Below are 23,209 nucleotides of genomic sequence, written 5' to 3'. Positions count from 1 at the left end.
TGATGTTCAACTGGCGTGGACACCTTCGCTTGGCTCTGGGCGCGATTCTGCTGCTGGGCTGCCTGGGAGCCGTGGGTGCGGAGTCCTCTTCCTGGTCCCACATGAATTTGCTGGCGCGGTCATCGGATGTGCTGGTCAAGGTCCAGTTGAACGAAGCGGACTGGCAATGGCTGCGAGGCAAGCGCACTCTCGTGCTGGGGGTGACCGCCCCCGACTACGCACCGTTCGACATCATGGCCAGCGGTACGGATCTGGAAGGCGTGACCGCCGACTACATGGGCGTACTCGCCGAGGCGCTTAACGTACGGGTCGAAGTGCGCCGATACGCTGATAGACAATCTGCCATCAGCGCACTCCAGAAGGGGGAGATCGATCTGTTGAGCCGTGCGACCCACTATGAGTCGAGCTTCCCCGGAGTCAGCCTTTCCCTACCCTACTTCACCAATCAGCCGGTCATTGTCGGTCCTCAGGGGATGCGCCTGGACAGTGGCGATCAACTGCGTGGCAAGCGACTATCGGTGGTGAGCGACTACTTCTCCAATGAAGAACTCGCCAGGGACTTCCCCGGGGCCACGATCATGCCGTTCCTGTCCCTGCACCAGGCACTCGAGGCGGTGGCATTCGGGCAGGCGGACCTGTTCGTGGGAGATACGTTCAGCGCGCAGTACCTGATGAGCCAGGGCTATCTCGCCAACCTGAAGCCGCTCAATTTCGCCAGTTTCAACGGCGCGGGTTTCAGCTTCGCCGTCAGGAGCTCTGACGAGCCCCTGCTGAAAATCCTCGATCGAGCGCTGGCGGCGACTCCGCAGCAGCTCGACAATGCCATTCAGCGGCGCTGGAGCCCTGGGGGCGCTTATTCCATCGCCAGCCAACGACTGATCCTCACACCTCAGGAACAGCGCTGGATGGAGCGCAACCCGCATCCGGTGCTGGTGGTCGATCGAGCGCAGGCGCCGATTTCCTTCTTCGATTCGCAGCGGAACTTCCAGGGAATCGCCGCGGACCTGCTGGACCTCATTCACGCGCGGACAGGACTCAGCTTCGATGTACGGCCTGAGCCGAGCGTTTCCACCATGCTGGACGAAGTCAAGGATGGCAAGGCGAAGGCGATCGGCGCACTGACGCCAACCGCGGATCGGGAGGAGTGGCTGGCCTTCACTCGCCCCTACATGAGCGCCTCCTTTGCGGTGGTGGTGGCGAAGGATGCGGGCTGGTTCCATTCGTTGGCCGATCTCCGTGGTCGGCGTGTCGCGGTGCCCAGAGGTTCGGTCCTGGAGAGTTTCATGCGCGAGCGGCACCCGGAGGTGCGGCTCGTGCCGGTGGAAAATAACGTCGACGACCTGCCGATGATCAGCGAGGGCAAGGTGGATGCGAGCATCCATCTGTCAACGTCGGCGAATTACCTGATTTCGCGGTATTACCACGAGCTGCGTGTGGCCGCGTCCCTGGACCGGGAGCCCGGGCAGTTTTCGATTGCCGTGTCGCAGAGGGATCCGGAACTCCTGAGCATCCTGAACAAGGCGATTCTGGCGATCTCCCCGGATGACATGGCCAACGTCATCGGGCGCTGGTCGGCGAGCGTCGAAGGTCCTGATAGCACCTGGGAAGGCTATCGGACCCGGATCGTACAACTGGTCTGGGGCGGTATCGCGTTGCTCTGCGCAGTACTGCTATGGAACTGGCGCCTGCAGGTGAAGGTTCGTCGCAGACGGTTGTCGGAGAAGGAGCTCAACTATCGGCTCGGATTCAAGCGCGCGATGATCAATGGCATTCCCCACCCCGTCGCGGTGCGGGACAGGGAGGGGCGGTTGCTCACCTGCAATCGCAGTTTCCTCGAGGTCACGGGCATGACCCGTAATGCCGCCCAGGGCAGCCGCCTCATCGATTGCGACTGGTTGCCTGCCGAGGAGGCCCAGGCACTGCATGAGGAGTATCTGCAGACTATGACGCACGGACGGGCGCTGGCCTCGGATCGGGTGTTCCTGCTGTGCCAGCGCATGGTGGAGGTCTACCACTGGGCGACCCCGTACAAGGGACCGAAGGGCGAGGTGCTGGGACTGGTGAGCGGCTGGCTCGACGTCACCGAGCGTGAACGTTTGCACCATCAACTGCAGGCAGCCAAGGATCAGGCCGAAGAAGCCAGCCGTGCCAAGAGCACCTTCCTGGCCACCATGAGTCATGAAATCCGCACGCCAATGAATGCAGTGATCGGCATGCTCGAACTGGCCCTGACCCGCGCCGACCAGGGACATTGGGAGCGTGAGTCGGTCGAGGTGGCCTATGACTCGGCCAAATCTCTGTTGACGTTGATCGGCGATATCCTCGATGTCGCCAAGATCGAGTCAGGGCGTTTGACCCTGATGCCGGAGCGTGCCCGGCTGCGTGAACTGGTCGAGTCCATTGCTCGGGTATTCGATGGACTGGCGCGGCAGAAAGGGCTGGAGCTCAAGGTGGAGATCGATGCCGAGGCCGCCTGCGACGTTCTCATCGACCCGCTGCGTTTCAAGCAGATCCTGTCGAACCTGGTCAGCAACGCCATCAAGTTCACCGACAAGGGCCGGGTACGGATTCACGTGTGCGGGGAGCGCTTCGCAGGGGCGCACATGGCTCTGGAGGTCGCGGTTGAAGACAGCGGCATCGGGATCACCGCCAGCGATCAGGCGCAGCTCTTCGAGCCATTTAGCCAGGCTTCGCAGACCAGTCAGGCATCTCGTGGCGGTACTGGCCTGGGGCTCACCATCTGTCGCAAGCTGGCGGAGATGATGGGGGGCAGTGTGCAATTGGAGAGTCAGCCCGGAGAAGGCACGCGGGTCTGCGTGAGCCTGTCGCTGCAGGTTCTGGAGCCGCTCGCCGAGGAGAAGGCGGCTCCCAGGCTGGCGCATCAGCCCTGCGGCCGATCACTCCGGGTGCTGGTGGTCGATGACCACGCCGCCAACCGCCTGTTGCTGACGCAACAGCTCGAGCATCTCGGGCATCAGGTGGATGTGGCATGTGACGGCGCAAAGGCACTTCAGGCTTGGCATCCCGGCGATTTCGATCTGGTGATTACGGACTGCAACATGCCGGTGCTCACTGGCTATGACCTGGCACACCGTATTCGCGAGCTGGAGGTGGAAATGGATGTGGAGCCCTGCGTGATTTTCGGCTTTACCGCCAACGCCCAGCCCGATGAGGTGGAGAACTGCCGCCGTGCCGGTATGAACGATTGCCTGTTCAAACCCATCGGGCTGGAAAACCTGCGTAAACGCCTGGAGTCCGTGCCCTGCTGTGCGTCCGATATCCCGTGCCCTGAAATGCAAGGCCTGGATCTCCAGTTGCTGGAGGGAATGACTGGAGGGAACCCCACGTTGATCCACCGGTTGCTGGAAGAGTTGTACAACAGCAATGACACGGATATCGAGCAGGTGGGGCCTTTGCTGGAAGCGCAGGACTGGAAAGAGCTGGGCGAGCTGGCGCATCGCATGAAAGGCGCTGCCCGCCTGGTCAATGCAAGTGCCCTGCAGGAGGGGTGCGCCGAGCTGGAGGCCGCCTGCCGTGATCACCTTGAAGTCTCGAAGATCCGCGCGAAGGCGTCGAGTGTCATCTCGGTGATGTTTGAGTTGCAGCGGGGACTCAGCGAGCAGTTGGCCAGGTCCGGGCGGGTGGCGTAAGGCTCAGCTCGGGCTGGAACGCCCCGTCATTTCCCGGGCCAGTTCCGTGGCGTAGCTGTCCGTCATGCCGGCGATGAAGTCGATGACGCGCAGGAAGGAGCGGTACAGTGGCCAGCTCGGGTCCGGCGCGTTCTGGCCGAGCAGGTCGAGGATTCGCCGGTGCTTGAACGATGGGGTGCGGCCACCATGCTGCTCCAGCGCCGCACCGCAGAAGGAGTTGAGCAGGATTTCCAGCGTGGTGTAGGCACCGATTTCATGCAGTGTCTTGCGCTTGTCCTGGAAGATCTTCTCCCGTGCCATTGCCTTGGCCCTTTGCACGCAACGCTTGGCGGGGCCGTGCATGTGCTCCACCAGGTCGCCGGACAACCGCCCTGCCAATAGCGCCGGCTCCTGTTCGACGAAGGCCCGCGCCGCGGCATTGGTCAGGTGCTCGATGGCCTTGCCGCGGAGGATTGCCAGCTTGCGCCGGCGGGAGTCGTTGGGGCCCAGCTGACGGTAGGTCTCCGGTAGATCGTCGCCCACCAGGTCGAGCAGCAGCGCCTCGACTTCGGCGTAGTCCAGAAGCTCCATTTCCAGCCCATCTTCGAGATCGATCAGGCCGTAGCAGATGTCATCCGCCGCCTCCATCAGGTAGACCAGCGGATGGCGGGCCCAACGCTCGGACTCCAACGGCGGCATGCCCAGTTTCTGGGTGATCTGCTCCAGCAGCGGCAGCTCGCTGCGGTAGCAGCCGAACTTGTGCTTCTTGTAGCCGAGCGAGTCGGCATGGCGGGCAGTCCAGGGGTACTTCAGATAGGTGCCGAGGGTCGCGTAGGTCAGGCGCGTGCCGCCGTCGAACTGGTGGTATTCGAGTTGGGTGAGTACGCGGAAGCCCTGGGCGTTGCCTTCGAAATGCAGGAAGTCGGAGCGTTCCTCGTCGTTCATGTCGTCCAGCCAGCCACGTCCGGCGGCCTGTTGGAACCAGTGGCGGATGGCGTCTTCGCCGGAGTGGCCGAAGGGCGGGTTGCCGATGTCATGGGCGAGGCAGGCGGACTGCACGATTACCCCCATGTCCGCCGGGTCGCACCATTCCGGCAGGCGGTCGCGGATGATCTCGCCGACGCGCATGCCCAGCGAACGGCCGACGCAGCCGACCTCCAGCGAGTGGGTCAGGCGCGTATGGATGTGGTCGTTGCTCGACACCGGGTGCACCTGGGTCTTGCGTCCCAGGCGGCGGAATGCCCCGGAAAAGATGATGCGATCATGGTCCTTGTGGAAGGCGCTGCGGCCGAGCTCGGCGCTGCTGTGTACCGGTTTGCCGAGGCGTTCTCGGGGGAGCAGGGTGTGCCAGTCCATTCGTCTTTCCGCAATCTGGAGAGTTACCGGCAACGCTAGCCGTTCGCGCCGGCAATCTCAATCGCAGGACTACAGGCCGTCGGCATCGATGTCGATGAGGAAAAGACGCCGGCCCTGGTCGATGAACTGCCCGGCGGTCATGCAGTACTGGTTGGTGGTGGCATCGCGGTAGGTGTTGGACAGCATCAGGCGGCGCTCTTCCCAGCCTTCGGCCAGCAACTGGTAGAAGTACGGGCGCCAGGACCAGTTGTGACCCAGGTAACGCCGGTCTTCCTTCCAGAACAGACCGTTCCACTCCAGGTTCGGTGAGGTCTGGGTGCCGTGGCGGTCGCACTGGTAGATGCGTAGCAGCCGGGTGAAAGACTCCGGCGCCGGCGGCAGGCTGCTGAGGATGGCGCCGCTTTCGGCCCAGGGGCGCAGCATGTCCATCAGCTCGGCGAGTTGCTGGCGCAGTTGGATGAGGTTGGCGCGCTCCCGCAGCTTGCGTCGTACATAGTGCTCGCGGCGCTGGGCGAAGGCGTCGCGGAAGGCGTCGCTGGCCGGGAACTCCAGTGCGGGTCTGGCGAACAGGTAGCCCTGCACGTAGCGCACGCCGCACTCCAGGGCGAAGTCCATTTCCTCCTCGGTTTCCACGCCTTCTGCGATGATCCAGCAGCCGGTTTTCTCGGCCATCTGTGCCAGGGCCTTCACCACGTCGCCGCTGGGACCGCCGCGAGCGGCCGCCTGGAACAGGCGCATGTCGAGCTTGAGGATATCCGGCTGCAGTGCCAGTACGCGATCGAGCTGCGAGTAGCCGGCGCCGAAGTCGTCGATGGCGATACGCGCCCCCGCCTCTCGGTAGCGCGCCACCACTTCCGGCAAGCGCTGATGGCCGCCGCCCAGTTCGGTGATCTCGAACACCACGCGCTTGGGCGGAACCCCTTGCTGCTCCAGCTGCTTGAGGCTGGGCAGCGGCTGGTTCGGCCGCAGGCGGCTGATCCAGCGTGGCGAGATGTTCAGGCTGAGGAACCAGTCCGCCGGGGCTTCGTGGATCCGTGCCAGGGCTGCATCGCGGATCTGGCGATCGAGTCGGCGCAGTTCGCCGAGGCTGATTCGCGGATTGAAGAACAACGGGCCGACCGAGAGCAGCTCCCCGGTCTCCTGACGCAGGCGTCCCAGTGCCTCGACCCCCGCGACCAGACCGGTCGCGGTGTCGATGAAGGGTTGGAAACAGGCGATCGGTTGTCCTTCGGTCACGGGGCACATCCTTAGTGGTGCGACAGTGGGCGCCGGCGGCGCGGGCAGCTGTCACGTTGCAAGAATGTGGCCACTCAAGGCGGCGGTGGCGCCTCGCTGCGCGGTTTGCGCAGTTGCAGCAACAGCGGGGCAAGGGCAATGCCGATGCGCAGCAGGCGGATCCAGCGGCGCTTGCCGAGCAGCAGCGCCAATGCCGCCGCACCGCCGGCGCCGGCCCACAGCGGCGTGCTGCCGCGCAGGCTCTGGCCCAGGTTGCGGGCTTGTTTCAGGGGCTGCAGCAGCAGATCGCTCTCGCGTTTGAGGTGCTGGCGCTGCATTTCCAGACGCAGCCGCACGATGGCCTTGCGCAATTCGCTCCGTGACAGGTGACTTGCGGATTCCGGCAGTTCGCTCATGGCAGCAGGCGCTCCCGGTCACGGGCCAGCTCGTCGAGTGTCGCACTGAATGGCGAGCGCTCGTCGCTGAGCAGTTGATAAAGGCGCCAGGCGGACAGGGCGCTGCCGGCGATATAGAAGAGGCAGAGGCCAATGGCCGCCTGCAGTCGGTAGCTGTCCCAGAACACCAGCAGGACCAGCGTCGACAGGCCGATCAGCAGGAGCAGCGCGAACACCAGCGCAAGGCCTGCCAACAGCAGGATCTGCAGGGTGCGTGCCTTCTGTTCCTGCAGTTCGATGCCCAGCAGTTCGACGTGCCCGTGCAACAGTCCGAGGAAGGCGGCGCCCAGGCGCCGCAGGGAAGGGGAACTGGGCTTTTCGGCGTCCATTCCGTCACTCATGGATCAGCGCCGGCTCACCAGCAGGCCGAGCAGGAAGCCAACGCCCGCGGCGATGCCCACGGCCTGCCAGGGGTGTTCGTTGACGTATTCCTCGGTGGCATCTGCGGCGGCTTTGCTCTGGTCGCGCAGGGTGTCCTTGGTGGAATAGATGGCTTCGCGGGCGCGCTTGAGGCTGGAGTGGATCTGTTCGCGCATCTGGTCGGCTTCGGCGCCAGCCAGGTCGGCGGAGCTCTGCAGGAGTTTCTCGGTGTCGCTGACGAGAGCCTGAAATTCAGCCAGGAGTTCTTCCTTGGCGGCGTTCACTGCGGTCTTGCGAGGCATGTGATGCTCCTTGATCGGGTTGAGGTTCCTAATTTTCGAGCGCCCTGGGCCGGGGAAGTTTCTCATAAGTTGCGCGCCCGGCAATGCCGACGACACGGGGTAAAGCCTAGCCGCTGATTTTCCGGGTGGGTGGTATGCGGCTTGCATTTCGCTGGTGCGCAAGGAGAGCGGAATGCCCCGTGGCGGGGCGTTTCCGGAGCGATGAAAGGCCGGAGGGATCTGCTCAACACACTGAAAAACAAAAGGAAGTACAGAAAACAGCCGTGCTCTCCGAATCGCCCGCGGGCGAATCCGGGGCAGCAGTTGGCCCCCGCTTGGTGCGCCGCCGCTTCAAGGTGGTGCGAGGGGCGGTGGTCGCGGGCCGTTTTGGTGCTTTCCCCTTGACCTTCGGGGCTGCCTGTAGCGATGGAAAATCTCAATAGCGCCGTGGAAACCCTCGTCCACGGTTCCAATACGTTGTTCATCCTGATGGGCGCGGTCATGGTCCTGGCCATGCATGCCGGTTTCGCCTTCCTCGAAGTCGGTACGGTGCGCCTGAAGAACCAGGTCAATGCGTTGTCGAAGATCCTCTCGGACTTCGCCATCTCGACCCTGGCCTATTTCTTCATCGGCTACTGGATCGCCTATGGCGTGAACTTCCTGCAGCCGGCGGCAAGCCTGGCGGCGGAGAACGGTTATGCCCTGGTGAAGTTCTTCTTTCTGCTGACCTTCGCCGCGGCGATTCCGGCGATCATCTCCGGCGGCATCGCCGAGCGCGCACGGTTCGGTCCCCAACTGTGCGCCACGGCGTTGATCGTGGCCTTCCTCTATCCGTTCTTCGAAGGGCTGGTATGGAATGCCAACTTCGGTTTCCAGGATTGGCTGAAGGCCGAGTTCGGCGCTACCTTCCACGATTTCGCCGGCTCCGTCGTGGTGCACGCCTTCGGCGGCTGGCTGGCGTTGGCGGCGGTGCTGCTCCTGGGGCGGCGTAATGGCCGTTACCGTGACGGCCGGCTGGTGGCCTTTGCGCCATCGAGCATTCCGTTCCTGGCGGCGGGCTCCTGGGTGCTGATCGTCGGCTGGTTCGGCTTCAACGTGATGAGCGCGCAGGCCCTGGCCGGCGCCAGCGGTCTGGTGGCGGTCAACTCGCTGCTGGCGATGGTCGGCGGTACCGTGGCGGCGCTGCTGGTGGGGCGCAACGACCCGGGGTTCCTGCATAACGGTCCGCTGGCGGGCTTGGTGGCGGTCTGCGCGGGCTCCGACCTGATGCACCCGATCGGTGCGCTGGTTACCGGCATGATCGCGGGGGTGCTGTTCGTCTGGGCCTTCACCGCGACCCAGGTGCGCTGGAAGATCGACGATGTGCTCGGTGTCTGGCCGCTGCACGGTCTGTGCGGTGCCTGGGGCGGTATCGCCTGCGGCATTTTCGGCCAGTCGGTGCTGGGCGGCATCGGCGGCGTGAGCCTGGTCAGCCAGGTCGTCGGGACACTGCTCGGGGTGACGCTGGCGTTCGCCGGCGGTTTGCTGGTCTATGGCCTGATCAAGCAACTGACGGGTATTCGCCTGACCCAGGAACAGGAGTACTACGGCGCGGACCTGTCGATCCACAAGATTGGTGCGATCAACCAGGAGTAGGTGGCGCTGCAAGGAAAAGGCCCGGCATGTGCCGGGCCTTTTCGTTTCGCCTCCGGGGTTACCAGAGCGGCATGGTGTAGCTGACGATCAGACGGTTCTCGTCGTAATCGTTGGTGTAGTTGGTGCGCATGGTCGCATTACGCCACTTCAGGCCGAGGTTCTTCAGCGGGCCGTCCTGGAAGACATAGGCGATGTCGGTGTCGCGTTCCCATTCCTTGCCTTCGCCGTCGCTGGTGATCAGGTCGATGTTGTCGCCGTTCACGTAGCGGGTCATGAAGGTCAGGCCGGGAATGCCCAGGCCGGCGAAGTTGTAGTCGTAGCGCGCCTGCCAGGATTTCTCGTCCTTCATGGCGAAATCGCCGATCTGAACATAGTTCACCAGGTAGGGGTCGGTACCGTTGATGTAGGCGAAACCGGTGTCGCCGCTCATCTTCTGGTAGCCGAGGCCAAAGGCGTGATAGCCCAGGGCGTAGGTGAACATGGCGTTGAGCGCCTTGTTGTCGATGTTGCTGCCGCCGTCGTCATCGGACTTGGCCCAGCGGATGTCGGATTTCAGCGACTGCTTGTCGGCGATCGGCAGCACATGGACCAGGCCCAGGTAGTGCTGCTTGTAGATGTTGTCGAGGCCGCCGTAGTGGTAGCTGGTGCTCAGGTTGTCGGTCCACTTGTAGCTGAGGCCGCCGAACAGGAACTCGTTGGTCTTGGTGGTATCGCCCAGGACGATGTTGCGCTTGCCACCACCGGTGATGGTCATGTCCTCGTAGTCGGAGGAGTCGCGCTGGTTCACCTGGTACAGGCGGCCGGCGTCGACGGTCAGGCCGTCGATTTCCATCGAGTTCAGCGCTGCGCCGCTGAAGGTCTGCGGCAGCAGGCGGGTGTCGTTGTACTGCACCACCGGTATCTTCGGCAGCAGGGTGCCGGCCTTCAGGGTGGTCTTGGAGGCGCGCAGCTTGGCGGTGACGCCAAGGTCGCCATAACTGTCTTCGGCGCGGCCATCGCTGCGCGAGCGCTGCAGCAGGCCGGTGCCGCTGCGGTCAGGCGACGAATCGAGTTTCAGGCCGAGGGTGCCCAGGGCATCGACGCCAACGCCAATGGTGCCGTCGGTGAAGCCGGATTCGTATTTGAGGATGAAGCCTTGCGCCCATTCTTCGGCCTTGTTCTGCGCCGGAGTCGGGCTGTCCTGACGGAAGTCGCGGTTGAAGTAGAAGTTGCGTAGTTCGACGCTGGCTTTACTGTCCTTGATGAAGTCAGCGTGGGCAATGGTCGGAACGGTAACGCTGGAACCCAGCGCGGCCAAGGCCACGGCACGGGCGATCGGGGTCTTGCTCATTGTTATTGTCTCCTCGAGCGCTTGGGGCAGGTCGGTGACGCCGGATGGGGGCGGCATGTCGATCTGTTACAGCCTATCTACTAAATCATTACCGAATGTTGACGACTCTTAGACCTTAGTCGTTGATTAGTAAGCTGGCTATTGACGCGCCGGACGGCGTGCGCAGCGGTTCGGCCTGGATCCAATGGGGGTAGTAGCCGAGACGGTCCTGCACTTGGGCGTCATGGGCGGGGATGACGGTCAGCTCCGGGTGCGAGCGCATCAGCAGATGCACGCGGGCCACTTCGTCGAGGGTGCGTTCGCGGTCGTTGTCCACCAGCCGGCGGCTGAGCCAGAACTTCTCGCGCGGGCTGCTGAAGCCGGACAGGCGCCAGGTGGTGTCGCCGCTGAAGAAGAAGCGCCGGCCGTCGTCCAGTGTGATGAGCAGCCCCACCGAGCCGGGCGTGTGGCCGCGCATCGGCACCAGCACCAGACTGCCGTCGCCGAACAGGTCGAGGCTCTCGTCATAGCCCAGAATGGGCGTCGGCTCGAACTGGAAGGGCACCCACTTCACCGGATGGCGGAACTGGCTGGGGAACACCGCCGGTGGCTGCGCGATATGCGCGTAGTTGATCTCCTCATAGGGTGCCCAGACCGGTACCTCGGGGAAGTCCGACAGTCCGGAGGCATGGTCCCAATGCGCGTGGGAGAGCAGGATGCGGTCGATGCGGATGCCGCTGTTCTGCAACTGCTCGCGTACCGGTTTCAATCCCTCGTAGCGGAACAGCGGCTTGTCCCACCAGGGCATGTCCTGCTTGAACTGCGCGTCCGCCTGGCTGCCCAGGCCGGTATCGAACAGCAGGGTGGCGGCGTGGTGCTGGATCAGCACGGCGGTGTGGTTGAGCGGCACCTGGCGGGTCCGGTCGCCGCCGGCGACGGTGAAGGCGTCCAGGGTGGTGACGCCGGAGGTGCGGACCAGCGCGAAGCGCAGGTCGGCGGCAGCATTCAGGCAGGCGAGGGCGAACGCCCCGGCAAGCAGCAGGGAAGACAGGCGCATGGAACATTCCTTTTTAGTCGACGGCCGGCAGGAACGGCGAGTACTGCAGTTCGGAGAACCCCAGTGGCAGGCGTGCGCGCCGCAGTCGCCAGGCGCCGGGGCGCAGGCTGAGCATGCGTTGCGCGCCGGGCGTCCAGTCAGGTGCGCCATCCCGTGGCCAGTGGATACGCGCGGTTGCTTGCAGGTGCAGCAGGTCGCCGCTGTCGAAGTCGATCAGCAGCAGGGCGCAACGCGGCTCCAGCGCCAGGTTGCCGAGGGTGTTGAAGAGGTTGTTGCCGGCGTAGTCCGGCAGCCAGAGCTGGCCGTCTTCGCCGAGGCGGAGAAAGCCCGGCGGGCCTCCCCGGTGAGAGATATCGACGCCGCCATTCTCGCCGGCATACCGGCTGGCGATGAACAGGGTATCGCTGCGTGTCGCCAGTCCCACCCAGCGTGAGTCGAGGCCGACGCCACTCACGCTGGGGCCCGGCGTGCGCGGCAGGGCGTGCCAGTGGCGTGACTGGATGTACTTCGGGCAATTGCCGAAGGATTGCAGCGCGCGCAGGCTGAAGCCCTCGTCGTCCAGGGACTCCACGCGGCCGTTGAGGCGGTTGCGCCGCCGCGTCGGCAGTTCGAGTCCAAGCAGGCCCAGCAGGGCGCCGTCGTACAGATTGGCGCGCAGCGGGTCGTCCGCCTCGGCCAGGGCCTCGACGCGCAAACGCTCCGCTTCCGGCGAGTGGGCGAATCCGGGCGAACCCCAGAGCACAGAGGCCTGGGGCTGCCCATCGGGATCGACACTGCCGACCAGCAGCCACGGCAGCAAGGCGAAGAACTCACGGTGCTGGTCCGGCATGAAGCAGCGGATCGCGCGGCTGCCGAACCCCGCAACCTGCTCGCGTACGCCGGCCCGCTCCTGAATCGCCAGTTCACCGGGGTGGAAGGGCGTGTCCATCGAACACCTCCGGGGGCTTACAGCCGAGGTTGCGGTACGTAGCCGGGCAGGGCGCGGATGCGAGCGAGCCAGTCCTGTACATAGGGATAGCCGGAAAGCTCCAGATCGCCTTCCTCCGCGAGCGCCACGTAGGGATAGACGGCAATGTCGGCGATGCTCGGCTCCTGGGTTTGAGCCAGCCAGCGGTGCTCGGCGAGGGTGGCGTCGAGCAGCTCCAGGGCATGGCGGCCCTTGGCCTGCGCGGCCGGCAGGTCGCCGGGGCGCTTGAACAGCAGGATCACCCGCGCCGTCGCCAGGCCATGCTGGACCTCGTTGGCGGAAAAGCTCAGCCAGTGGGCGATGCGCCCCTGGGTCACGGCGTCCTGGGGATTCCAGCGCGGCTCGGCGTACTGCCGGGCGAGGTAGACGAGGATGGCGTGGGAGTCGCCCAGGCGCAGTTCGCCATCTTCCAGCGCCGGTACCTGGCCGCGCGGATTGATCGCCAGGAAGATCGGCCGCTTGTGCGCACCGCCGAGCAGATCGACCGGAGCCAGTTCGGCCGACTGGCCGATCAGTCCGAGGAACAGGCGCACCTTGTAGCAGTTACCGGAGAGCGGGACGTCGTGCAGTTTCATGGCGGAATCCTTTGCGTGAGTCGTTGTGGGGACTGCGAAATGGATATTAGACAGACAGGTCTGTATAGTTCAAGTGGAAAGATTGCCCGTCGGTCACGCCAGGGGCTCGCGGCTCGCGCATAATGTCGGGTCAGGAGGTAATTTCATGGCATCCAGCAAACGCGAACTGCTGCTCAGCACCGCCCAGGACCTGTTCTACCGCGAGGGCTACCACGCCACCGGCATCGACCGCATCCTCGCCGAGTCGGGCGTGGCGAAGATGACCCTGTACAAGCACTTCAAGTCGAAGGACGAGCTGATCATGGCGGCGCTGGAAGAGCGCCACGCCCGGATGGTCGAGCGCATGAACGCCGCCGAGCGGCTCATGGAGCCTCGCGCGGCGATCCTGGTGACCTTCGAGGCTTTGCAGGACTTCCTCGGCGCCGAGGATTTCTGCGGCTGCGCCTTCATCCATGCCGCCGGCGAGTTCCATGATCGCGATCACCCGATCCACCGCCAGGCCGCCGAACACAAAGCCTTCATCGAGCGCTACTACATCGCCCAGTTGGGGCGGCTGGGCGTCGCACAACCGGAGACGCTGGCGCGGCAGTTGCAATACCTGTTGGAAGGCGTGCTGGTGATGGCGCACATGCAGGGGCCGGCGAACCAGGCCCTGGAAGCTCGCGCGGCGGCCGATGTGCTGCTGCAACACGCTGGAGTCTGAGCGATGGAGTCGAACATGCCCCCCGAATGCCAGCTCTTCGGCACCCTGGGTTGTCATCTATGCGAAGTGGCGGAAGCGGTGCTGATGCCCTTCGTCGAACACGGCCTGCTGGTCGAATTGGTGGACATCGCCGACCGCGAAGAGTGGGTCGAGCGCTACGGTCTGAACATTCCCGTGCTGCGTCGTTGCGACAGCGGCGCGGAGCTCAACTGGCCCTTCGATACCGAGCAGGTCGCCAGCTTCCTTCGCTGCTAGCGCCGGGGCGGCCTTCTGCCGATTCAACCGCGGTGAGGCGTTTCATGAGATTTCCCGGGCTCGGCGGCATGGGGAGCGCTGCCGTTCACCAGTCCGGGCAGTACTGATACGCCCATGAAAATCGCAGGCAATAAAAAACCCGCCGTTAGGCGGGTTTTTCGGGAATTGGTCGGAGCGACTGGATTCGAACCAGCGACCTTCTCGTCCCGAACGAGACGCGCTACCAAGCTGCGCTACGCTCCGTTTGATGGCGCGCATTCTACCGAAAAACTTTTGATGCACAAGGGGTTAGCGAAAAAAATTTCAGAAATTTTTTCTCCCCCCACTCAAAAGCAAACGCCCCGCAGACCGGCTGGGGCCTGCGGGGCGTTTTCATGGGCGGGAAGCTCAGAGCTCCTTGACGGTCCGCACCTGATCCTTGTTCACACGGGCGGTTTTGCCATCCAACTGCTCGAACTCATAGAAGCCGGATTGTTCGTCGTACTGGGGCTTGTCGACGGACTGAATCTCACGGCCATCGTTCAGCGTGATGACGGAAGGCGTGGAACAACCTGCAAGCACGCCAATGCCCAGGGCGAGCAGGAAGGCGGGAAGCATCCGGTTGGTCATGGGTGAATCTCCTGATGAGCGAACAGAAATGTACGACGATTCGGACAGAGATTTTCCCAGCAAAGTTCCCAGAATCTTTTCGAGAACGTCGCTATCGACCGTCGTAGAGCAATTCAGGCGTATTGAGGTTGGCCAGGCGCGGATCGCCTGCGAGGCAGTCCACGGCATGCAGGCCCAGGTGCGAGAAGACATGACGCGGACTACGGTCGCCGCGCTGCCAGGCGTCTTCTATCTGCGCCCGCAAGGCGACGGGGATCACGCTGAACAGCGGTTCCCACTGATCGCCACAGCGCAGCATCTGTACGTCGTTCGGCGAGGCGGCCGAGGCCCGCAGCAGGCGCTCCAGCAGTTCGCGGTCGAGCAACGGGGCATCGCAGGGCAGCACCAGCAGGTGGGGGTGCCGCGCCACGGCGAGGCCGGCACGGATACCGGCCAGAGGGCCGGGGTAGTCGGGGCTGTCATCATGCACCAGGCGGTCCGCGTAGGGCGCGTACTCCTCCGGGTGGCGGTTGCAGGAAATGATCAGGTCATCGCTCAGCGGGCGGATGAGGGCGGCGGCATAGCTCACCAGCGGCAGCCCTCTCCAGGGCAGCAGCCCCTTGTCGCGCCCGCCCATCCGTTGCCCACGGCCTCCAGCGAGGATCAACACGGAACAGGGCGGCAGCGGGGCTTGTGGCATGTCAGGGTCTCCAGGGCGGGCCTGTGATATAACACCGCGCATTCCAACCTCACAAGCAAGGGCCCTCATCATGAGCCACAAGGCCGAGCAACCATTCGTCCCGCTGAACATCGCTGTCCTCACTGTCAGCGATACCCGCACCCTGGAAACCGATACCTCCGGCCAGTTGTTCGTCGACCGCCTGAAGGGCGCCGGACACAACCTCGCCGCCCGCGTCCTGCTCAAGGATGATCTCTATCGCATCCGCGCCCAGGTGGCGACCTGGATCGCCGAGGATGACGTGCAGGTCGTGCTGATCACCGGCGGCACCGGCTTCACCGGCCGCGACAGCACCCCGGAAGCCGTGACCTGCCTGCTGGACAAGGTCGTGGACGGCTTCGGCGAGCTGTTCCGGCAGATTTCCGTGGCCGATATCGGCACCTCCACCGTGCAGTCCCGCGCGCTGGCCGGCCTCTCCAATGGCACCCTGGTCTTCTGTCTGCCGGGCTCCACCAATGCCTGCCGCACCGCCTGGGACGGCATTCTCGGCGAACAGTTGGACGCCAGCCATCGCCCCTGCAACTTCGTGCCGCACCTGAAGAAGGCGGCGCCCTGCGAGAGCCGCGGATGAGCTGCTGCGACAAGCCCGGTCTGCTGCCGGTCGAGGACGCCCTGGCGCGCCTTTTGACCCTGGCCGAGCAGTCCCCGATCGCGGAAACCGATGCCGTGACCTTGGCCGAGGCGGACGGCCGCGTGCTGGCCGAGCCGCTGCTGGCCGGGCTGGACCTGCCGCCGTGGCCGAACAGCGCTATGGACGGCTACGCGCTGCGCCTGGCCGACTGGCAGGGCGAGGCGCTGCCGGTGAGCCAGAAGATCTTCGCCGGTCAGGCGGGCGAGCCGCTGTTGCCGGGCACCTGCGCGCGCATCTTCACCGGCGCGCCGGTACCCGAGGGCGCCGATTGCGTGGAGATGCAGGAAAACGTCGAAGTGCTCGCCGATGGCCGTGTGCGTTTCCTCGAAGCGCTCAGGGCCGGCCAGCACGTGCGCCCGCAAGGCCAGGAAACCCGCAGGGGCGACTGCGTGCTGCCCGCGGGCGCGCGCCTGGGACCCATCGAAATCGGCCTGGCGGCCTCCCTTGGCCAGGCCGAACTGAAGGTGCGTCGCCGCCCGCGCGTGGCGCTGCTGTCCACCGGCGACGAACTGGTCGAACCCGGCAAGTCGCTGGCGCTGGGGCAGATCTACAACAGCAATCGCCACCTGCTGCGCACCTGGCTGCAACGCTTCGGTTGCGAAGTGGTGGACGCCGGCATCCTGCCGGACGATCTCGAGCGCACGCGCGCCGCGCTGGCGGGCTTGTCGAGCGTGGACCTGATCCTTTCCACCGGCGGGGTGTCCGTCGGCGAGGCGGACTTCCTCGGCGCGGCCCTGCGCGAAGCGGGCGAGCTGGCACTGTGGAAGCTGGCGATCAAGCCGGGCAAGCCGTTGACCGTCGGGCATTACCAGCAGGTGCCGGTGATCGGCCTGCCGGGCAATCCCGCGTCCACCCTGGTGACCTTCGCGCTGCTGGCGCGGCCTTACCTGATGCGTCGCCTCGGCATGCAGAGGGTCGAGCCGCTGCGCGTGCAGGTGCCGGCGGGTTTCAGCTGGACCAAGCCGGGCAACCGCCGCGAGTACCTGCGCGCGCGCCTGGAGGATGGTCGCGCGGTGCCCTACGCCAACCAGAGTTCCGGCGTTCTGCGTAGCGCGGCCTGGGCGGAAGGGCTGGCGGAGGTGCGCGAGGGGACGACGCTGGCCGAGGGCGATTGGCTGAACTTCATTCCGTTCAGCGAGCTTCTCGACTGAGACATCCCCGAACTGATCGGCTTTTCGTAGGAGCGAGCTGGCTCGCGAACATCCGTCTACCGGTGCTTCGCTGTGAAGCCGTTCACCAGCAAGCTCGCTCCTGCAAAGACGCCACGCCGGGCATGCAACTCGATGAAAAACGCCGGTTTCAGACCGGCGTTTTCTTTTGCTGCTGGCGGTACTCGCCCGGCGTCTGCCCGGTCCAGCCCTTGAAGCTGCGGTGGAACGAGCGCGACTCGGTGAAGCCCAGGTACTGGGCGATGTCCTGGATCGGCAGGTCGCTGTGCATCAGGTAGTGCTCGGCCAGCTCCTGGCGCAGCTCGTCGAGAATCTGCTGGTAGCTGGTGCCGGCCTGCTGCAGGTGACGCTGCAGGGTGCGCACGGTTATCTCGAAACGCTCGGCGACGCGTTCCTTGCGCGGCAGGCCGTCTTTCAGCAACAGGCGCAGGGCGTTTTTCACGCGCAGCGGCAGCGGCTCGTCGTCGTCCAGTTCGGCCATCAGCGCCAGGGCGTGTTCTTCCAGGGTGCGCAGCAGGTTGGCGTCGGCCTGGCGCAGCGGGTAGGCCAGCAGCGGCAGGGGCACCAGCAGTGCGCTGCAGGGCTGATCGAAGCGCACCGGGCAGCCGAACAGTTGCTCGTACTCCTCGATCTGCGTGCCCTCGGGCTGCGCGTGCTGGAACCAGACTGCCTGCGGCGAGCCCTGGGTGTCGGCGATCCAGCGCGCATAGAGCAGCCAGGACGCCAGCACGTTCTCCACCATGTGCCGGCGGATCGGCGCCGCGTCGTGGCGGCAGTTCCAGATTAGCTTCACATGGTCGCCGGCCGGTTCCAGCTGGCTGGTGCCCATGTCGCCCACCAGTTTCTCGTAGGGAATGATCCGGCCCATCGCTTCGCCCAGGTTGGCGCAGTTCATGGTGATGTAGCCGAGCACGCTCCAGGAGCCGGGCTGGACGAAGCGCGCCGAGTGCAGCCCGAACAGCGGGTCGCCGGAGTGCGCGCAAAGGTACTGCAACAGACGCTCGTGGGTCTCGCTGGGCAGGCGCTGGCTGTTGTCGTTCAGTTGCGAACGTTCAAGGCCCGCGGCTTGCAGGGCGGCGTCCAGGTCCATGCCGAGGGACTCGGCGTGGCGCAGGTATTTCAGCAGGGCGGGGACGGAGGTGTAGCCGAGGGAATGCATGGCGTTCGTTCTTGTTCTGGTGTCTCGATCGGCAACTGTGCCTGTCTTGATCCGACAGTGACAGCGCAGGGCGGCTGGCTAGTATAGGCAGCCATTACATTGCATCGAAATAGCCAGGTTCTGTGCGAAAAGTGTCTGCGCATCGGTGATGCTTCGTTGGAAATCGCTTCGGACGGTTCATTAACTGCCGTTAACTCCGCGTCCCTCCGACTCCTGCTTCGCCTGACCTTCGCTCGACGACTTCTCGTACAGACCCAAATTAAAAGGAGCGGGCATGCGACGCTGGAACGGCTGGGGTGAGGAAACGACGGTGGTGGAACTGCCCGAGAACGGGCGCGGTTTTCTCGCCGAGCTGGTTGGCAGCGGTCAGCCGTTGCCGGACGCCACGCTGGAGGGGGTGCTGGCGAAAGTCCCGGCTTCGCGCCTGCCGGAGCACCCACTGGTAGTGCGCGATGCCCGCGACCGCCTGCTGCACGCCCGTGGCCAGAGCCTGCCGGACTGGCTGGCGATGCGCGAAGGCGACTTCGGCGTGTTCCCCGATGGCGTGGCCTACCCGCAGACCGCCGAGCAGATCCGCGAGCTGCTGAAGTTCGCCGAGCTCTGGGATTGCCTGGTGATCCCCTACGGCGGTGGCACCTCGGTAGCCGGCCACATCAATCCGCCTGCGTCGGACAAGGCGGTGCTCACCGTTTCCCTGGAGCACATGAACCGCCTGCTGGAACTGGACGAACAGAGCCTGATCGCCACCTTCGGCCCCGGCGCCAACGGTCCGCAGGTGGAAAGCCAGCTGCGCGCCCGTGGCTACACCCTGGGGCACTTCCCGCAGTCCTGGGAACTGTCCACCCTCGGCGGTTGGGTTGCCAGCCGCTCCAGCGGCCAGCAGTCGCTGCGCTATGGGCGCATCGAGCAACTGTTCGCCGGCGGCTCGCTGGAAACCTTCGCCGGCACTCTGGAAATACCCACCTTCCCGGCGTCCTCGGCGGGGCCCGATCTGCGCGAGATGGTGATGGGCTCCGAAGGCCGCTTCGGCATCCTCTCCTCGGTGAAGGTGCGCGTCACGCGCATCGCCGAGGACGAACGCTTCTACGCGGTGTTCCTGCCGTCCTGGGAGCAGGCGCTGGCAGGCATCCGCACGTTGGCGCAGGCGCGGGTGCCGCTGTCGATGCTGCGCCTGTCCAATGCCATCGAGACCCGGACCCAGCTCGCACTCGCGGGCCATCCGGGCCAGATCGCCTGGCTGGAGCGTTACCTGAAGCTGCGCGGCGCGGGAGAGGGCAAGTGCATGCTGACCTTCGGCGTCACCGGCGACCGCGCGCAGAATGCCACCTCGCTGCGCGCCGCGCGCCGCCTGCTCAAGGGCTTCGGCGGCGTGTTCACCGGTACCCTGCTGGGCAAGAAGTGGGCGCAGAACCGCTTCCGCTTCCCCTACCTGCGCGAGGCGCTGTGGGAGAACGGCTACGTGGTCGACACCCTGGAAACCGCAACCGACTGGTCCAACGTCGACAACCTGTTGAATCGCATCGAAGCCAGCCTGCGCGACGGGCTGGCCGCCGAGGGCGAGCGGGTGCACGTGTTCACCCATCTGTCCCACGTCTACGGCGAAGGCTCGAGCATCTACACCACCTACGTGTTCCGCCCGGCCGCCAGCTATGCCGAGACACACGAGCGCTGGCGCAAGCTCAAGCACGCCGCCAGCCAGACGATCGCCAACAACCACGGCACCATCAGCCACCAGCACGGCGTGGGCAAGGATCACGCGCCCTACCTGGCGGTGGAGAAGGGCCCGCTGGGCATGGCGGCGCTCAAGGCGCTGGCCGGGCATTTCGACCCGTCCGGCCGCCTGAGCCCCGGCACCTTGTTGCAGGACTGACGGCATGTCCGCCTGGAATGCGGCCTGGCGCGCCACGGCGTTGCCGGAGCTGGCGGCGCGCGACTGGGATCTGATCGTGGTCGGCGGCGGCATCAGCGGCGCCGGCATCCTGCGCGAGGCCGCGCGACGTGGTTGGCGCTGCCTGCTGGTCGAGCAGCGCGACTTCGCCTGGGGCACCTCCAGCCGCTCGTCGAAGATGGTCCACGGCGGCCTGCGCTACATCGCCAAGGGCCAGTTCGGCCTGACTCGCGACTCGGTGCGCGAGCGCCAGCGCCTGCTCGGCGAGGCGCCGGGGCTGGTCGATCCGCTGAGCTTCATCATGCCGCACTACCAGGGCGGCTTCCCCGGCCCGCGTGTGTTCGGCACGCTGCTGTCGCTGTACGACGCACTGGCCGGGCGGCGCAATCACCTGTTCTATCGCCTGGAGGAGCTGCGTTACCTGGCGCCGGGCCTGAAGGAGGAGCACCTGCTGGGCGGCACCCGCTTCCAGGATGCGGTGACCGACGACGCGCGACTGGTGATGCGCGTGCTCGGCGAGGCGCGGGCCGAGGGCGGCGAAGCGCTGAATGGCTTGAAGGTGATCGCGCTGGATCGCCGCGACGGCCGTGTTCAGGGGCTGGTCGCCGAGGACAGCGAGAGCGGCGAGCGCTTCACCTTCCGCAGCCGCGCCGTGGCGCTGGCCACCGGCGCCTGGGCCGATGTGCTGCGGCACAGGCAGGGCGGCGAGCACATTCGCCCGCTGCGTGGCAGCCACCTGCTGCTGCCGGCCTGGCGCCTGCCGGTCGCCCACGCCTTCAGCTTCATGCACGGGCAGGACAAGCGTCCGGTATTCGTCTTCCCCTGGGAAGGCGCGACTGTGGTCGGCACCACCGATCTGGATCACCGCGACACCCTGGATGACGACGCGGCCATCAGCCGCGAGGAACTGGACTACCTGTTGGCCGCCTGCGCCCAGCAGTTTCCCTCGGCGCGGATCACCGCCGCCGACGTGCGTGCCACCTGGGCCGGCGTACGCCCGGTGGTCAGCGATGGCGCCCCGATGCTCAAGCCCTCCGACGAGAAGCGCGAGCACGCTCTGTGGGTCGAGCCCGGCTGCGTGACCCTGGCCGGCGGCAAGCTCACCACCTTCCGCCTGCTGGCGCTGGAGGTGCTGGCGGCGTGCGCGCCGATGCTGGACAGGTCGCTGGAGGCGGCGGGCGACAACCTCTTCGCCCCCTGCGAAAGCCCTCTCCCAACGGGGTTGACTCCGACCCAGCAGCGTCGCCTGAGCGGCCGTCACGGGCGTGCGTTACCGGAGCTCGTACGTCTGCTGAAGGACGTGGGCGTCGGGCGCATCGGCGACACCGACTGCCTCTGGGCCGAACTGGCCTGGGCGGCGGAGGGCGAACTGGTGCTGCACCTGGACGACCTGCTGCTGCGCCGTACCCGCATCGGCCTGCTGCTGGCCGACGGCGCCGCCGCCGAACTGCCGAAGATCCGCGCGTTGTGCCAGCCCCGCCTGGGCTGGAGCGATGCCCGCTGGAAGCGTGAAGAACAGGATTACCGGGCGCTCTGGCGGCGCAGCTATAGCCTGCCGGATGCGCACTGAGCGAACGCGCCCACACCCAGAACAAGAAGGACCGCACCTTGAGCGAACAGAACTACCTGCTGGCCATCGACAACGGTACCCAGAGCGTACGCGCGCTGCTTTTCGACCTGGACGGCAATCTGGTCGGCAAGGGCAAGGTGGAGCTGGAAGCCTATTTCTCCGACAGCCCCGGCTGGGCCGAGCAGCATCCGGAGTATTACTGGGAGCAATTGGGCGAAGCCTGCCGGCGCCTGTGGGCCAGCGTCGACGTCGATCGCAGCCGCATCCGCGGCGTGTCGCTGACCACCCAGCGCGGCACGGTGATCCATGTCGATGAGGCGGGGCAGGCGCTGCGACCGGCGATCATCTGGCTGGACCAGCGCCGCGCCGAACTGGGCGAGTCGATCAAGGGGCCCTGGGGCTGGCTGTTCAAGCTGGTGGGCGCGCAGGGGGCGGTGGACTACTTCCGCACCCAGGCCGAGGTGAACTGGGTGGCCCAGCAGCAGCCGGACATCCACCAGCGTACCCACAAGGTGCTGCTGCTTTCGGGCTTCCTCACCCACCGCCTGTGCGGTCGCTACGTGGACTCGGTGGCCTCCAGCGTGGCCTACCTGCCGTTCGACTACAAACGCCTGCACTGGGCCGCGCCGCGCGACTGGAAGTGGCAGGCGCTGGAGGTGCGTCGCGAGCAACTGCCGGATCTGCTCAAGCCCGGCGAGCGCCTGGGTGAGATCACTGCTCAGGCCAGCCGCCACACCGGCATTCCCGAAGGCCTGCCGCTGATCGCGGCGGGCGCGGACAAGGCCTGCGAAGTGCTCGGCGCCGGTGCCATCGATCCGCGGATTGCCTGCCTGTCCTACGGCACCACGGCGACCATCAACACCACGCGGTCGCGCTACCTGGAAACCATCCCGCTGATTCCGCCGTACCCGGCGGCGATCCCCGACCACTTCAACACCGAAGTGATGATCTACCGTGGCTTCTGGATGGTCAGCTGGTTCAAGCGCGAGTTCGGCCTGCGCGAGATGCAGCGCGCCACCGAGCTGGGCGTCGAGCCGGAGAAATTGTTCGACGAACTGGTCAACAGCGTCCCCGCCGGCTCAATGGGGCTGATGCTGCAGCCTTACTGGACACCCGGCATCCGCGAGCCGGGGCTGGAAGCCAAGGGAGCGATCATCGGCTTCGGCGACGTCCACACCCGCGCGCACATCTATCGCGCCATCCTCGAGGGCCTGGCCTACGCGTTGCGCCAGGGCAAGGAGCGCATCGAGAAACGCTCCGGCACCCGCATCGAACGGCTGCGCGTGGCGGGCGGCGGCTCGCAGAGCGACGCGGCGATGCAGCTCACCGCCGACATCTTCGGCCTGCCGGCGGAGCGCCCGCACGTCTACGAGGCGTCCGGACTGGGTGCGGCCATCGACTGCGCGGTGGGCCTGAAACTGTACCCGGACTTCGCCAGCGCCATCGCCGCGATGACCCGCGTCGGCGATGTCTTCCAGCCGCGCCCGGAGGCACAGCGCACCTACGAGCGGCTGTACAGCGAGGTCTACCAGCGCATGTACAGGCAACTGAAGCCGCTGTACCAGAGTATCCGCGAGATCACCGGCTATCCGGCCTGAACCGGCGGATTAAGGTTGGCGCAATGACCGTCCGTTAACCTGGGTCCATAGTCATTGGATCATTCGGGAG

21 protein-coding genes and 1 tRNA gene are annotated in these 23,209 nt (G+C 65.6%); 9 read left to right on the top strand and 13 right to left on the bottom strand.

Annotated features, from left to right (window positions below; translation table 11 throughout):
* Positions 1-2: 2 nt before the first annotated feature.
* The gene (locus H681_RS16430) at positions 3-3,650 is read left to right on the top strand and encodes a transporter substrate-binding domain-containing protein (protein ID WP_015478004.1); all 3,648 of its coding nucleotides are present in this window, start codon (positions 3-5) and stop codon (positions 3,648-3,650) included.
* 3 nt (positions 3,651-3,653) lie between these two features.
* On the opposite strand, the gene H681_RS16425 is transcribed toward H681_RS16430, so the two are convergent.
* The 5 genes from H681_RS16425 to H681_RS16405 form a co-directional block, all read right to left on the bottom strand.
* Complete coding sequence (locus tag H681_RS16425) at positions 3,654-4,985, bottom strand: deoxyguanosinetriphosphate triphosphohydrolase (RefSeq protein WP_015478003.1); 1,332 nt, start codon at positions 4,983-4,985, stop codon at positions 3,654-3,656.
* Between the two features lie 69 nt (positions 4,986-5,054).
* Positions 5,055-6,221 carry an EAL domain-containing protein gene (locus H681_RS16420; protein ID WP_015478002.1) on the bottom strand — a complete coding sequence of 389 codons (1,167 nt, stop codon included), beginning with the start codon at positions 6,219-6,221 and terminating at the stop codon, positions 5,055-5,057.
* 74 nt (positions 6,222-6,295) lie between these two features.
* On the bottom strand, positions 6,296-6,616 hold the full coding sequence (locus H681_RS16415; protein ID WP_015478001.1) for a hypothetical protein: 321 nt from the start codon (positions 6,614-6,616) through the stop codon (positions 6,296-6,298).
* Complete coding sequence (locus H681_RS16410) at positions 6,613-6,996, bottom strand: phage holin family protein (protein ID WP_041712088.1); 384 nt, start codon at positions 6,994-6,996, stop codon at positions 6,613-6,615. Before H681_RS16410 ends, H681_RS16415 begins: the two co-directional genes overlap by 4 nt.
* Before the next feature lie 3 nt (positions 6,997-6,999).
* On the bottom strand, positions 7,000-7,317 hold the full coding sequence (locus H681_RS16405; protein ID WP_015477999.1) for a DUF883 family protein: 318 nt from the start codon (positions 7,315-7,317) through the stop codon (positions 7,000-7,002).
* Between the two features lie 405 nt (positions 7,318-7,722).
* Between H681_RS16405 and H681_RS16400 the strand changes: the two genes are divergently transcribed.
* Positions 7,723-8,931, top strand: coding sequence for an ammonium transporter (locus H681_RS16400; RefSeq protein WP_041712086.1), 1,209 nt, complete (start codon positions 7,723-7,725; stop codon positions 8,929-8,931).
* Between the two features lie 58 nt (positions 8,932-8,989).
* Here H681_RS16400 and H681_RS16395 read toward each other — a convergent pair whose 3' ends face one another.
* The 4 genes from H681_RS16395 to H681_RS16380 all read right to left on the bottom strand — a co-directional run bounded on the left by H681_RS16395 (position 8,990) and on the right by H681_RS16380 (position 12,839).
* Positions 8,990-10,261, bottom strand: coding sequence for an OprD family porin (locus tag H681_RS16395; protein ID WP_015477997.1), 1,272 nt, complete (start codon positions 10,259-10,261; stop codon positions 8,990-8,992).
* A 115-nt stretch (positions 10,262-10,376) separates the two neighbouring features.
* Positions 10,377-11,297 carry an MBL fold metallo-hydrolase gene (locus tag H681_RS16390; RefSeq protein WP_015477996.1) on the bottom strand — a complete coding sequence of 307 codons (921 nt, stop codon included), beginning with the start codon at positions 11,295-11,297 and terminating at the stop codon, positions 10,377-10,379.
* Between the two features lie 13 nt (positions 11,298-11,310).
* A complete protein-coding gene (locus tag H681_RS16385) occupies positions 11,311-12,225 on the bottom strand; it encodes a pyridoxamine 5'-phosphate oxidase family protein (RefSeq protein WP_015477995.1) in 915 nt (304 codons plus the stop codon).
* Positions 12,226-12,242: 17 nt separating this feature from the next.
* Complete coding sequence (locus tag H681_RS16380) at positions 12,243-12,839, bottom strand: glutathione S-transferase family protein (protein ID WP_015477994.1); 597 nt, start codon at positions 12,837-12,839, stop codon at positions 12,243-12,245.
* A gap of 145 nt (positions 12,840-12,984) precedes the next feature.
* On the opposite strand from H681_RS16380, the gene H681_RS16375 reads away from it, so the two are divergent.
* Both H681_RS16375 and H681_RS16370 read left to right on the top strand, forming a co-directional pair.
* Positions 12,985-13,542 carry a TetR/AcrR family transcriptional regulator gene (locus H681_RS16375; protein ID WP_015477993.1) on the top strand — a complete coding sequence of 186 codons (558 nt, stop codon included), beginning with the start codon at positions 12,985-12,987 and terminating at the stop codon, positions 13,540-13,542.
* A 15-nt stretch (positions 13,543-13,557) separates the two neighbouring features.
* Complete coding sequence (locus H681_RS16370; RefSeq protein ID WP_015477992.1) at positions 13,558-13,797, top strand: glutaredoxin family protein; 240 nt, start codon at positions 13,558-13,560, stop codon at positions 13,795-13,797.
* A 166-nt stretch (positions 13,798-13,963) separates the two neighbouring features.
* Here H681_RS16370 and H681_RS16365 read toward each other — a convergent pair.
* The 3 genes from H681_RS16365 to mobA all read right to left on the bottom strand — a co-directional run bounded on the left by H681_RS16365 (position 13,964) and on the right by mobA (position 15,085).
* A tRNA-Pro gene (locus H681_RS16365) sits at positions 13,964-14,040 on the bottom strand.
* 144 nt (positions 14,041-14,184) lie between these two features.
* Complete coding sequence (locus tag H681_RS16360; RefSeq protein ID WP_015477991.1) at positions 14,185-14,406, bottom strand: YgdI/YgdR family lipoprotein; 222 nt, start codon at positions 14,404-14,406, stop codon at positions 14,185-14,187.
* Positions 14,407-14,497: 91 nt separating this feature from the next.
* The gene (gene mobA / locus H681_RS16355) at positions 14,498-15,085 is read right to left on the bottom strand and encodes a molybdenum cofactor guanylyltransferase MobA (RefSeq protein ID WP_041712084.1); all 588 of its coding nucleotides are present in this window, start codon (positions 15,083-15,085) and stop codon (positions 14,498-14,500) included.
* A gap of 70 nt (positions 15,086-15,155) precedes the next feature.
* Here mobA and moaB point away from each other — a divergent pair, with 70 nt between their 5' ends.
* Both moaB and H681_RS16345 read left to right on the top strand, forming a co-directional pair.
* On the top strand, positions 15,156-15,695 hold the full coding sequence (moaB, locus tag H681_RS16350; protein WP_015477989.1) for a molybdenum cofactor biosynthesis protein B: 540 nt from the start codon (positions 15,156-15,158) through the stop codon (positions 15,693-15,695).
* On the top strand, positions 15,692-16,906 hold the full coding sequence (locus H681_RS16345) for a molybdopterin molybdotransferase MoeA (RefSeq protein WP_015477988.1): 1,215 nt from the start codon (positions 15,692-15,694) through the stop codon (positions 16,904-16,906). Before moaB ends, H681_RS16345 begins: the two co-directional genes overlap by 4 nt.
* 148 nt (positions 16,907-17,054) lie before the next feature.
* On the opposite strand, the gene gliR is transcribed toward H681_RS16345, so the two are convergent.
* Entirely contained in the window at positions 17,055-18,083 is a 1,029-nt protein-coding gene (gene gliR, locus H681_RS16340; RefSeq protein WP_015477987.1) for an AraC family transcriptional regulator GliR, read from the bottom strand.
* Positions 18,084-18,357: 274 nt separating this feature from the next.
* Here gliR and H681_RS16335 point away from each other — a divergent pair, with 274 nt between their 5' ends.
* From H681_RS16335 to H681_RS16325, 3 genes are read left to right on the top strand one after another with little or no spacing between them, the layout of a single operon-like run.
* Positions 18,358-19,953 carry an FAD-binding oxidoreductase gene (locus tag H681_RS16335; protein WP_015477986.1) on the top strand — a complete coding sequence of 532 codons (1,596 nt, stop codon included), beginning with the start codon at positions 18,358-18,360 and terminating at the stop codon, positions 19,951-19,953.
* A 4-nt stretch (positions 19,954-19,957) separates the two neighbouring features.
* Positions 19,958-21,541, top strand: a complete 1,584-nt coding sequence (locus tag H681_RS16330) for a glycerol-3-phosphate dehydrogenase/oxidase (RefSeq protein WP_015477985.1) — start codon at positions 19,958-19,960, stop codon at positions 21,539-21,541.
* A gap of 38 nt (positions 21,542-21,579) precedes the next feature.
* Positions 21,580-23,139, top strand: coding sequence for an FGGY-family carbohydrate kinase (locus H681_RS16325; protein WP_015477984.1), 1,560 nt, complete (start codon positions 21,580-21,582; stop codon positions 23,137-23,139).
* Positions 23,140-23,209 lie beyond the last annotated feature (70 nt).

Origin of the sequence: Pseudomonas sp. ATCC 13867, assembly GCF_000349845.1 — a bacterium.
GTDB lineage: Bacteria > Pseudomonadota > Gammaproteobacteria > Pseudomonadales > Pseudomonadaceae > Pseudomonas.
Note: the sequence above shows the minus strand (reverse complement) of the source record. Positions and strands in the feature narration are given on the sequence as shown.

What these genes read in the sequence shown, in the direction of transcription:
- H681_RS16430 (WP_015478004.1), top strand. Translation starts at nt 3, where the DNA reads ATGTTCAACTGGCGTGGACACCTTCGCTTGGCTCTGGGCGCGATTCTG.
- H681_RS16425 (WP_015478003.1), bottom strand. Translation starts at nt 4,985, where the DNA reads ATGGACTGGCACACCCTGCTCCCCCGAGAACGCCTCGGCAAACCGGTA.
- H681_RS16415 (WP_015478001.1), bottom strand. Translation starts at nt 6,616, where the DNA reads ATGAGCGAACTGCCGGAATCCGCAAGTCACCTGTCACGGAGCGAATTG.
- H681_RS16410 (WP_041712088.1), bottom strand. Translation starts at nt 6,996, where the DNA reads ATGAGTGACGGAATGGACGCCGAAAAGCCCAGTTCCCCTTCCCTGCGG.
- H681_RS16405 (WP_015477999.1), bottom strand. Translation starts at nt 7,317, where the DNA reads ATGCCTCGCAAGACCGCAGTGAACGCCGCCAAGGAAGAACTCCTGGCT.
- H681_RS16400 (WP_041712086.1), top strand. Translation starts at nt 7,723, where the DNA reads ATGGAAAATCTCAATAGCGCCGTGGAAACCCTCGTCCACGGTTCCAAT.
- H681_RS16395 (WP_015477997.1), bottom strand. Translation starts at nt 10,261, where the DNA reads ATGAGCAAGACCCCGATCGCCCGTGCCGTGGCCTTGGCCGCGCTGGGT.
- H681_RS16390 (WP_015477996.1), bottom strand. Translation starts at nt 11,297, where the DNA reads ATGCGCCTGTCTTCCCTGCTGCTTGCCGGGGCGTTCGCCCTCGCCTGC.
- H681_RS16385 (WP_015477995.1), bottom strand. Translation starts at nt 12,225, where the DNA reads ATGGACACGCCCTTCCACCCCGGTGAACTGGCGATTCAGGAGCGGGCC.
- H681_RS16380 (WP_015477994.1), bottom strand. Translation starts at nt 12,839, where the DNA reads ATGAAACTGCACGACGTCCCGCTCTCCGGTAACTGCTACAAGGTGCGC.
- H681_RS16375 (WP_015477993.1), top strand. Translation starts at nt 12,985, where the DNA reads ATGGCATCCAGCAAACGCGAACTGCTGCTCAGCACCGCCCAGGACCTG.
- H681_RS16370 (WP_015477992.1), top strand. Translation starts at nt 13,558, where the DNA reads ATGCCCCCCGAATGCCAGCTCTTCGGCACCCTGGGTTGTCATCTATGC.
- H681_RS16360 (WP_015477991.1), bottom strand. Translation starts at nt 14,406, where the DNA reads ATGACCAACCGGATGCTTCCCGCCTTCCTGCTCGCCCTGGGCATTGGC.
- mobA (WP_041712084.1), bottom strand. Translation starts at nt 15,085, where the DNA reads ATGCCACAAGCCCCGCTGCCGCCCTGTTCCGTGTTGATCCTCGCTGGA.
- moaB (WP_015477989.1), top strand. Translation starts at nt 15,156, where the DNA reads ATGAGCCACAAGGCCGAGCAACCATTCGTCCCGCTGAACATCGCTGTC.
- H681_RS16345 (WP_015477988.1), top strand. Translation starts at nt 15,692, where the DNA reads ATGAGCTGCTGCGACAAGCCCGGTCTGCTGCCGGTCGAGGACGCCCTG.
- gliR (WP_015477987.1), bottom strand. Translation starts at nt 18,083, where the DNA reads ATGCATTCCCTCGGCTACACCTCCGTCCCCGCCCTGCTGAAATACCTG.
- H681_RS16335 (WP_015477986.1), top strand. Translation starts at nt 18,358, where the DNA reads ATGCGACGCTGGAACGGCTGGGGTGAGGAAACGACGGTGGTGGAACTG.
- H681_RS16330 (WP_015477985.1), top strand. Translation starts at nt 19,958, where the DNA reads ATGTCCGCCTGGAATGCGGCCTGGCGCGCCACGGCGTTGCCGGAGCTG.